The organism is Parazoarcus communis SWub3 = DSM 12120 (assembly GCF_003226565.1).
GTDB lineage: Bacteria > Pseudomonadota > Gammaproteobacteria > Burkholderiales > Rhodocyclaceae > Parazoarcus > Parazoarcus communis.
Window position 1 is genome coordinate 1 of sequence record NZ_QKOE01000065.1, and the last position, 1,379, is coordinate 1,379.

At 61.6% G+C, this 1,379-nt stretch carries 2 protein-coding genes; both read right to left on the reverse strand.

Annotation, left to right across the window (positions count from 1 at the left end):
• Positions 1-128: 128 nt before the first annotated feature.
• The gene (locus tag DNK49_RS24205) at positions 129-290 is read right to left on the reverse strand and encodes a hypothetical protein (RefSeq protein WP_165843428.1); all 162 of its coding nucleotides are present in this window, start codon (positions 288-290) and stop codon (positions 129-131) included.
• A gap of 2 nt (positions 291-292) precedes the next feature.
• Entirely contained in the window at positions 293-490 is a 198-nt protein-coding gene (locus tag DNK49_RS24020) for a CopG family ribbon-helix-helix protein (RefSeq protein ID WP_133255167.1), read from the reverse strand.
• Positions 491-1,379 lie beyond the last annotated feature (889 nt).

Sequence of the window (1,379 nt, forward strand, 5' to 3'; positions counted from 1 at the left end):
GCCGTCGGCGCGCTGAAAGACGTAGCCGTGGTGGACGCTGTGCAGCGTGTCGTGGTGGATCGTCTGCGGCCGCTTGTCCTTCGAATAGACTGTGGTCGTGAAAGCGTGCAGCGAGGGCTTGTTGCCGATCATTTGCGTCTCCCTAGAAGTTGGTGCGTCCAGACCGCACCGAGGACAGAACCCATCGTCATTCCGAGGCCGTAGGCCAAGAGCAACAGCCACTGAAAGCCGTTGCTGAGAATGTCGACGCCCAGCGACAGAAGCGCGTAGAAGAGCGTCGACAGGCCCATGGTCAGTCCAGCGCGCCGGCTGCGGGCTGCGGGACGGGTTCACCGTCGCGCGTCAGGCCTTGGCGGATATAGTCGTTGATGATCCAGCTGCGGCTGCGCTCTTTGCGCTTGGCGACACGGCCGCATCCCTTCAGAAGGGCTTCGGGAATGCGCATCGTCGTGGGCGGGACAGCTGCAGTCTTGGATTTCTTAGCCGGCACGGGCTGGACTCCGTGGTGATTGAGCTGTCGTGACTGTATGTCGGATGTATTGTTAAGTCAATACACGTCATACAGCGGCGATCAAACTTTTTTCAGGCGGCTCCCGCTGTAGCCGCTGCTGCCCAGCGGCAGACCGGCCGCCCATACCGGTAATTGGCAAATCAGCTTTTCGAAGCGCTTGGCATCCGGGTCAAACCCGCGCATCACTTCTGTGATAATTTCGTCGTGGATGTGGCCGATGACGGGATAGCCCGCCGCTTCCGCCAGCAGCAGGCCGTTATTGAGAAGGTCCAGGGCGATGGCCTGTACGATGTTCTCGAATGCTAAACCGCCGTAAAGGCCGAAGCGCTCGAAAGCGAGCGTCACACTGTTGACGCCGAGCGCCGTCACCGCCGGCGTCGCCTCGCTCTTCACCCGGCCTTCGCCAGCGCGCTCCCGAGCGTAGCCTTGTTCGGCCGCCACGACCTCGGCTTCTTCCGTCGTGAAGTCGTAGAACCAAACCTGTTGCTTCAGCCGTGGTGATGCGTAGGCCAGGCAGCGACCGGAAGGCAGACGACACCACAAGAAGCCTTGCGCAACGAGATAGGTGCAATTGAGCGCTCGAATCTCCGTGCCGGGATTCAACACCGCTTCCCGGATGGCGTTGCGCAGGATGCCCCATCCGTCGCGAATGTTGGGGTGGGTCTCCCGATACCCGATCTTGATCAATTCGCCGGCGATCCATCCTTCGCGGGACAGGACGTCGGTCTTCGCCTCGTTGCGCCTCAGGCACTTCTCGTACCGCTTGCAGGCCCGTTCGCGCCGCTCCTCACTGGCCGACGACCAGACAGGGCCGTAGGNGGTGTGGAGTTTCAGGTTGTAGTTGCGCGCCATGCTGAAGAGAGCGGGC

Bases quoted from the DNA above. Each gene is read 5' to 3' on its own strand.
- DNK49_RS24205 (WP_165843428.1), bottom strand. From the start codon at position 290: ATGGGCCTGTCGACGCTCTTCTACGCGCTTCTGTCGCTGGGCGTCGAC.